Source organism: Rhodospirillaceae bacterium (assembly GCA_040219235.1).
GTDB lineage: Bacteria > Pseudomonadota > Alphaproteobacteria > Rhodospirillales > Rhodospirillaceae > WLXB01.
The window spans coordinates 885,986-893,894 of sequence record JAVJSV010000012.1; the positions used below are offsets into that span (position 1 = coordinate 885,986).

The 7,909-nt window shown below is 54.2% G+C and carries 8 protein-coding genes; 1 reads left to right on the top strand and 7 read right to left on the bottom strand.

Annotation, left to right across the window (positions count from 1 at the left end; genetic code table 11):
* Positions 1 to 6 precede the first annotated feature (6 nt).
* From RIC29_14310 to RIC29_14340, 7 genes are all read right to left on the bottom strand, one after another.
* Positions 7 to 858, bottom strand: a complete 852-nt coding sequence (locus RIC29_14310) for an FAD/NAD(P)-binding protein (protein ID MEQ8736095.1) — start codon at positions 856 to 858, stop codon at positions 7 to 9.
* Positions 855 to 1,340, bottom strand: coding sequence for a cyclic nucleotide-binding domain-containing protein (locus tag RIC29_14315; GenBank protein ID MEQ8736096.1), 486 nt, complete (start codon positions 1,338 to 1,340; stop codon positions 855 to 857). The genes RIC29_14310 and RIC29_14315 overlap by 4 nt, the downstream gene beginning before the upstream one ends.
* Positions 1,324 to 2,478, bottom strand: a complete 1,155-nt coding sequence (locus RIC29_14320; protein MEQ8736097.1) for a 4Fe-4S dicluster domain-containing protein — start codon at positions 2,476 to 2,478, stop codon at positions 1,324 to 1,326. Before RIC29_14320 ends, RIC29_14315 begins: the two co-directional genes overlap by 17 nt.
* 99 nt (positions 2,479 to 2,577) lie before the next feature.
* Positions 2,578 to 3,618, bottom strand: a complete 1,041-nt coding sequence (hypE, locus tag RIC29_14325; GenBank protein ID MEQ8736098.1) for a hydrogenase expression/formation protein HypE — start codon at positions 3,616 to 3,618, stop codon at positions 2,578 to 2,580.
* Positions 3,611 to 5,914: a carbamoyltransferase HypF gene (gene hypF, locus RIC29_14330; protein ID MEQ8736099.1), complete on the bottom strand. Its 2,304-nt coding sequence runs from the start codon at positions 5,912 to 5,914 to the stop codon at positions 3,611 to 3,613. The genes hypE and hypF overlap by 8 nt, the downstream gene beginning before the upstream one ends.
* Complete coding sequence (hypD, locus tag RIC29_14335; GenBank protein MEQ8736100.1) at positions 5,895 to 7,034, bottom strand: hydrogenase formation protein HypD; 1,140 nt, start codon at positions 7,032 to 7,034, stop codon at positions 5,895 to 5,897. Before hypD ends, hypF begins: the two co-directional genes overlap by 20 nt.
* On the bottom strand, positions 7,031 to 7,309 hold the full coding sequence (locus RIC29_14340; GenBank protein MEQ8736101.1) for a HypC/HybG/HupF family hydrogenase formation chaperone: 279 nt from the start codon (positions 7,307 to 7,309) through the stop codon (positions 7,031 to 7,033). The genes hypD and RIC29_14340 overlap by 4 nt, the downstream gene beginning before the upstream one ends.
* A 213-nt stretch (positions 7,310 to 7,522) precedes the next feature.
* Here RIC29_14340 and RIC29_14345 point away from each other — a divergent pair, with 213 nt between their 5' ends.
* On the top strand, positions 7,523 to 7,762 hold the full coding sequence (locus RIC29_14345) for a hypothetical protein (GenBank protein MEQ8736102.1): 240 nt from the start codon (positions 7,523 to 7,525) through the stop codon (positions 7,760 to 7,762).
* The last annotated feature ends 147 nt before the right edge of the window (positions 7,763 to 7,909 follow it).

Below are 7,909 nucleotides of genomic sequence, written 5' to 3' on the forward strand. Positions count from 1 at the left end.
GATTTCTCACACTTCTGCAACGGTCAGCAGGCGTTCGACAGCGTTAAATGGTAGCACGGGACCGTCGCGGCACAGAATGAAGGGCCCCAACTGGCACCGACCGCACTCGCCTATACCGCATTTCATATTACGTTCTAGAGAGAGAAATATATCTGAAGGTGCAACCTTTTTGGCCATCAGTGCACGGGCGGCAAAGCGCATCATAACCTCTGGCCCGCAGATGAAGGCATTAGTGTTGCTGGGCTCAAGGTCTATACCCTCCAAAAGCTTCGTGATGAGCCCGACATTTCCAGTCCAGGTTGCCTCGGCCGTATCAACTGTGATTCGAACATCAATGTCGTGGTTCATTTTCCATTCCGAAAGTTGATCCTGAAAGAGGATCATGTCCGGGGAGCGCGCTCCATAGAGAAGGGTTACCGCTTTATAACTCTTGCGTCTGGCCAAGATCTTAAATAGCAGTGGCCTCAGGGGAGCAAGGCCGAGGCCGCCTGCGACAATGATGATATCCCGGTCCTTTGTCTGGTCTAAGGGCCAAGGTTGGCCATAAGGTCCTCGGATGCCAATCACAGACCCGGGCTCTGCTGAAGCAATCGCTTTTGAAACAGCCCCGACACTGCGCACTGTAAGAACAATCTCGTTTTCTAGTGATGGATTACCGCTCACGCTGATAGGAATCTCACCGACGCCGAAGACATAGGCCATAACGAATTGGCCCGGTGCAAACGTGAATCCCGAATCTAAAACCGGGGCATCGAGTCCTATCGAAACGACTCTCGGATGCACGCTTTCCACCCATCGAACGCGGGAGAACTGTGGCGCGAGCGTGTGATCTTCTGCCGGAGCACCAAACGCGGTCACCGGACGTTCCTATCGTTCGACATGGAATAGAGATCAAGCGCTTGCAGGCGTGCACAACGCAAGCGGTCTACCAGCATCGGAATGAACTGCTTTAGAAATGCATAGCCAATCTCGGGATCAGTGTCACTTTTATGTCTTAGGCACTGAGCGTCGAAGGCTAAGGCGTTTACGGTCTCGATAACACGAGCATCGTAATCCCATACATAGGGAGGAACGAGCCAAGACAAACCTAGGCAATCCCCGGGGCCCAAGGAATGGAATATAAAGCTCCCGCGCCCTGGTATGAAAGTTTCGAGTGCCACTTGCCCGGAACGAATAAGATAAAAGTGGTCCGCAGGTTCGCCTTCGCGGCATATCAACTCACCGGCCCTGAATTCTGTGTTGTGGCCGCATCCTGCCAGTGTGGTGAAGATGATCGGGTCGACATCTTTCAAGAAGGGGTGCTCACGCACCAAGTCCTCAATGTTAAGGGTCTCGGGCATAACCGCCCTCCTTGTAATCTGTAGACGAAATCGCTTTTGCCTCTTCCGTAATGTCTATCCCGACAGGACACCATGTGACACACCGCCCGCAACCGACGCAGCCGCAAGTTCCGAACTGATCAACCCAGGTGCTCAGTTTGTGGCTGAGCCACTGGCGGTATCTGGAGCGACCTGAATCGCGGATGCTGCCGCCTGCGGCATACGTAAAATCGAGAGAGAAACAGGAGTCCCAGATACGCCAGCGCTCGGCATGATCACCCTCCAAGTCTGTCCGGTCTTCAACCGTCGTGCAGTAACAGGTCGGGCAAACCATGGTGCAATTGCCGCAGGTCAAGCAACGCTCTGCGACTTCGTCCCAGTGGGGGTGATCCAGATTGGCGGCGATCGCCTGTGCTAAACCGTTTGTGTCGAGCGTGCGCTCCATCTGCTCAGCGGTGCCGCGGATGATCGCTTCGGCTTTTAGCAGGTCAGAGGAGTTAGTCTTTTTCACTGGAAGGCTTGCTACAACATCTGCACCTCTCTCGCTTCCGACCTCAATGACAAAAACATGCCGTTCGCCGTCTACGACTTCGGTCAGGGCAAGGTCGAAACTATGCGCTACCTGCGGGCCCGTCTTCATTGAAACACAAAAGCAAGTGCCACCGGCAGAGCTGCAATTGATCGCTACGGTAAAAAGGCTATTACGGCGGGCCACGTAGTTAGTGTTTTCTCTTAACACCGTATCGAGAATAACTATGGCCGCCAAATCGCAGGCCCGAACACCGAAAAACGCCAGTGCGCCGGATTTCGTATCAACTTCGTGTTCGATTTCAAAGGTGTCGCCGGATCGATTTGCTTGCCAGAGAAGTTCTTCCTCTGGGCGAAGGAATTTTTTCCATGACCCCGGCCCATTTGAAAAGCCAAAGAAGGCGTCGTCCTCTCGTTGCTTCATCCTATACGATGCCGCGTCCTGAACCTCCGTCCACCCCCGTGGCAGATCGTTGATAGACTCTAAGGGAGCGTAATCAATCGTCCCATCACGTACTGTGGGTCCGACCACGGTATACCCAAGCCTGACAAGCGTATTGAACAAGATGCCAAGGGCTTCCGCCGGGAGGAGCCAATGCGACCCTGTTTCGAATGCAGTACTATCAGACATTGTCCTGGTTAAGTCCTCAATGTGGCGCAAATCATAGCCATAGATGAGAGGATAAATCAGGCTTGATCTCAGCACCTTGATACCAATCAACAAGTCATGTCAGCAGATGCGGGGCAGAGGGTCGTCCTCAAGCTCTTCAAGGAGCCGTTCACCGCCTAGCTCGGTTTCTAAGAGCACCGCGCCAAAACCATCCTCAACCTGCCCAATGACGGCAGCATGCTGGCCCTGTGGCAATGCCTGCCACTGTGCCAACGCTTCATTCGCTTCGTCTGCCGCGACGACCGCAACAACGCGACCTTCACAGGCCAAATAATAGGGGTCGTATCCAAGGGCTTCACAGATGCCCAAGACCGGTTTTTGAACCGGTATATGTGTTTCCCACAGGCGGATCCGGGCGTGACAAGCCGCAGCAATTTCATGTGCCACGGTGGCGAGCCCTCCCCGGGTCGGGTCCCGCATGAAACGCGTGCCCTTAATATCGTAGAGAGCCTCAGTCAGCGGTAAAACGCAGGTACAATCTGATTCGAGGGCGCTCTTAAAACCGAAATCCTCACGGGCGAACATCACTGCGGCACCGTGATCGCCAACGGGACCGCTGACCAAGACTTTGTCGCCACTTTGAATATGGTCGAGGCCCAAATTAGCATTGCTACGATAACGTCCCACGCCCGTTGTCACCAGATAGAGCCCGCCACCGTGGCCGCGGGGTATCACCTTGGTGTCTCCTGCTACTATGTTGACATTTGCCTGCCGTGCGGCCTCCGCAGCACTTTCTACGATACGGTCCAGCGCTTCCACTTCGAGCCCTTCTTCGATCAAAGCGCTCAGGCATAGATAGAGGGGGGTCGCCCCCGCGACAGCCAAGTCGTTGACTGTGCCGTTGACGGCTAAACTACCGATGTCGCCGCCGGGGAAACTCAATGGCTGCACAGTGAATCCATCGGTAGTGATCATAATATCGGATCCGTGAAGTCGTAACAGTGCAGCGTCGGTGCTCGCGTCAAGATTAGGGTTAGCAAAGTGACGGACGAAAATGCCGTCAATCAGCTCACGCATCAGGCGGCCGCCGTTGCCGTGGGCGAGGGAGATATGCGTCACGCCTTCTAATGCGCCATGCCATTCGGTGGATGCATCAGGCATTGCTGCACCTCCCAAGAACTTCAATAATCTGTCCATAACTCAGGCCGCCGTCATTTACTGGCATACGTTCCGGGATGCGAATAGGAATGCCAAGAGTCTGGCCTCGGTTGACAATCTCTTCGACAAGTCTGCGGTTTTGGAACACACCACCGGTCAAGCCAATGGCGTCAATGTGGTGCCGGACTGCAAGAACACGCACTTGATCAATGACGGCGACGGCCAAAGTTGTGTGAAAAATGGCTGACCGTTCCGTTGGTGGCCTTGAGCGGTCCATAAGCATGGGGAGAAGGGGGGCCCAGTCAGTCCGTAAGATGCCGGATTCGTCATCCAAGAGAGGAAGCGTCATTGCATCCGGTGAATCTTCTGCGATGGCTTCTAGCATCATCGGTCCGTGGCCCTCGAAGCTGGTGGCCCTCAAGCCCAATACCAAGCTAGCCGCAGCGTCGAACAGACGGCCAACGGATGATGTGACCGTGGTGTTGATTCCTGCCCGCCAAGCGGCTTGAGCGGTTTCGAGGTGCGGATGGTCGATCCGGCTGTTATAGCCCGATTCCCAACAGATCGCCGCTGCAGACCGCCAGGGTTCTCGTCCAGCCTTGTCACCACCTGGAATTCTGAAGGGTTTTAGACTGGCGACCCTTGCCCACCGTCCCGGTTTACCCAGCAGCGCCTCTCCGCCCCAGAGTGTTCCATCTTCACCGAAGCCGATGCCGTCCCATGTAAACGTGAGCCATTGATCGACTTCGGGGTGCTCTCCAGCAAGCGCGGATGCATGCGCATGATGGTGGAAAACTTGCCGTAATGGCAACCCACTATGCTTGGCGCGCCGTGTGCTGGGCGACCCAGGGTGTGCGTCACAGACTAAGGTTTTTACATCAACCCCGTAAACCTTTTGTAAGTCGGTTACAACTTGCTCAAGGACTTCAAGACTACGGCGCGAGCCGAGATCGCCAATGTGTGGCGAGACGACTACTCGGTTTTCCCAGGCGAGCGCTACTGTGGCTTTCATATGTCCGCCAAGAGCCAGAACGGGTTCAGGTAACCTACCCGGCAATTCCATTTCCATAGGGGCCCAGCCACGGCCCAACCGAATTGTGCGGGTCTTGCCCGCAGCCACCGCAACCACTGTATCGTCTGCAGGTCGCAAGATAGGGCGGTCATGATGCAAGAACACGTCCGCTATTTTTGCGAGACGCTGTTCCGCCTCTGCATTGTCCGTCAGCACGGGCTCGCCGCTGATATTGCCGGAGGTGGCAACAACCGGACGACCAAAATCTTCGAGCAGCAGGTGATGCAACGGGCTATAGGGTAGGAATACGCCAAGATAATGAAGACCGGGGGCCAGCATCTGGGATAAATCTGAATCGAGCCTCTTTGGCACTAAGACAATTGGCCGGCTCGAATCTAAGACGTGATGAGCCGTGGTCTCATCCAGTGAAACGGCTTTGCGAACGGCATCAAGTCTGTCTGCACCATACATAGGACACATGATCGCCAAGGGTTTGTCGGGACGATGCTTTCTTTTCCTCAGAGCTCTAATCGCATCATCATTACTGGCATCGCATATCAGGTGATAGCCGCCGATGCCTTTTACGGCGGCGATCTTCCCCGCTCCGAGGGCGTCGCAACAAGCGGCAAGAGCATCATCGTTGTTCTCCAGAGTCTCGTTTTTACTCCGGAATATAAGTTTGGGGCCGCATGCCGGACAGGCAAGGGGCTGGGCGTGAAATCTACGATCAGATGGATCTTCGTATTCAGCGCGGCAGTCGTTACAGAGGTGGAACGGCGCCATCACAGTATTCTTGCGGTCATAAGGTAAAGCTTTGATGATGGTATACCGTGGCCCGCATTGCGTGCAGTTGATAAATGGATATCTGTATCGGCGTTTAGATGGATCTTTCAGTTCGGCAAGGCAGTCGGGGCAGACGGAAAAATCAGGAAGTAAGTGAACATCAGCCGACCCGCCATTTATACTTTCCTGAATGTAGAACGTATCCGGTGTGGCGACTTTCACCTCTAAGGCTTCGGCAATTTTGGGCCGCGCAAGAGATGGGGCTTGACTAATTAAGGCGTCTTGAAAAGCGTTTAGAATTATCGGGGAACCCTGGACAAAGATAATGACCCGCCCTGATTGGTTGACCACGCTTCCGCCCAGGCCTAGGCGTTTGGCCAAAGTGTAGACAAATGGCCGGAAACCAACGCCTTGAACGCGCCCAGTGACAACGATCCTAAACGCCCGAACGGTCGACTGTTCAGCTCTTGTGCTCTCAGCATTGTCAGACTGCAGATATGTCATTCCGAGACCTATCATTGCTAACCCTATGGGCCGCCGCGTTGGCAACGCTCGCCCACCAAATTCTGCAAGCCCCTTCATCTGACACCATGCATGGTCCGACAGGCTGGCGTGGCGTGCAGGCCCGTCCATAGAGCACGCATTCGTTTGGGTAGGCTCTACCCAGCACAACCTCAGTACAGGCACATCCCGGTGGCATGCGGTCTGCTTCCTCGTCCCGGTTAGTCCTGTCTATGGCGAATTGGACCCTCGCATCATGAGCTATGAATTCGGGACGCAATGCGAATCCTGAAGATGGGATGATGCCGATCCCGCGCCATGGTGCATCGACAACGGTCATCACCTCGTCAAGAAGCCAGCGCGCTCGGGGATTCCCGCCCGGCTGCACTACGGAGGCATAGCAATTGTCGAGGGATGGCTTGCCAGCGAGGTATTGCCGCAGAACGGCGTAGAATCCGGCTAACAAAGAGTCCGGCGAAAACCCGGCCACAGCTGTCGGGATGCGATGTTGAGTATGAACAAAGTCCCATTGCTCTGGACCCATGACCGTTGCGACATGTCCCGGTGCGACTAAGGCGTCAAAACCAGGGGAGCCTGAATTCAGGAGAAGAGCCACGGCTGGCCAAGTTAAGCGCGCAGACAACAGGACAAGAAGATTCTTAGGCGGCCCGTCAGCGATCATCGCGGCGACCGGAGCCATCGTAGTCTCAAATCCTGCCGCAAAGAACACAACCGTTCGGTCAGGGTGATTGTCCGCGATCACAACAGCATCAAGGGGGGATGCAATCGGACGAATATCTGCACCAGCGGCTTGTGCCTGTTCTAGCGAGCGCACGGATTTTTTTGGCCCATTTATCGGCACACGCAACATATCGCCGAATGCCACAAGGATCACGTTTTCATTAAGGGCGATGTTAATCGCATGGCGGATGTCTTCTTCCGGGCAAATGCAGACGGGACACCCCGGACCAGAGATGAGCTCAACATTATCCGGTAAGGCGGACCGCAGTCCGGCCATAGAAATTGACCGCTCATGCCCGCCACAGACGTTCATAATCCGTACACGAGCAGGTAACGCGAGATCTCGTATCCGTTGTAGCCAATGGGCAGCTGAGGCACTCACTTTTCAGTCCCCCGGCTTTCTTGACTCATGACGTCAATCTCGGAATCATCCGTATATTCACCTAGAATTGAATCATAGTGCTCCCAAGTCGTTTGAGCAGTTGTCGGACTGATTTTCTGCAAGGCGTATCCAACGTGAACAAGAACATAGTCGCCGAGCACAAGAGTTTCGTCCTGAACAAGAAAAAGACTAACTCGGCGCTCAACACCCTTGACTTCGCAACGGGCGTAGCTGCCATTAATTTCGATAATCTGCATCGGAAGTCCCAGGCACATTTTCGCAGTCCAGCACTGTTAGTCTTTCTAGTATTTTGAATTAAAAGGCGGCCCAGCAACTTGATCTCTATCAAGGTGCCCGGTTTTCAGCGGACTAATCTGGTGAAGCCTAGGCCTGTTCGTGATCGAGATCGATCCGGCGCTTCCTTCGTTGGGCTACGATGCAGAGTTTCCAATTGGTTTATTAGTCAAATGAAAATCGAGGGTATAACAATGGCAGAGGGTACACTTGACCGCGACGACGTGGTTCAGATTCTCGGTGAAGATCGAGAAGACAAGCTCGTTGCAGTGATTTCGACCCGCGCTACCTTGGAAGAAATTGAGCGGCCGGTTGCGTACGTTAATGGCGACGGCGATATACTTGGCAAACAAGAGCATCCGTTGATCGGTGCAGCTGCAGAAGTGCATGACATCCTTGTGCAGGATGATCTTTTCCCTACCGACGATCGATAGAAAGCCCTGTCCTTCCCGAAAACCTCATCCGCTTGAAATAGGTTCGGATCATCTGTAACCAGCTTGAGATGATCCAATTCGTGACGTTTTTCTTGCTGGCAATCTTGGCTCTGGGTAAGACTCAAAAACGTCTTGCAGCAGAGAATA

Bases quoted from the DNA above. Each gene is read 5' to 3' on its own strand.
- RIC29_14315 (MEQ8736096.1), bottom strand. From the start codon at position 1,340: ATGCCCGAGACCCTTAACATTGAGGACTTGGTGCGTGAGCACCCCTTC.
- RIC29_14320 (MEQ8736097.1), bottom strand. From the start codon at position 2,478: ATGTCTGATAGTACTGCATTCGAAACAGGGTCGCATTGGCTCCTCCCG.
- hypE (MEQ8736098.1), bottom strand. From the start codon at position 3,618: ATGCCTGATGCATCCACCGAATGGCATGGCGCATTAGAAGGCGTGACG.
- hypF (MEQ8736099.1), bottom strand. From the start codon at position 5,914: ATGACATATCTGCAGTCTGACAATGCTGAGAGCACAAGAGCTGAACAG.
- RIC29_14340 (MEQ8736101.1), bottom strand. From the start codon at position 7,309: ATGTGCCTGGGACTTCCGATGCAGATTATCGAAATTAATGGCAGCTAC.
- RIC29_14345 (MEQ8736102.1), top strand. From the start codon at position 7,523: ATGGCAGAGGGTACACTTGACCGCGACGACGTGGTTCAGATTCTCGGT.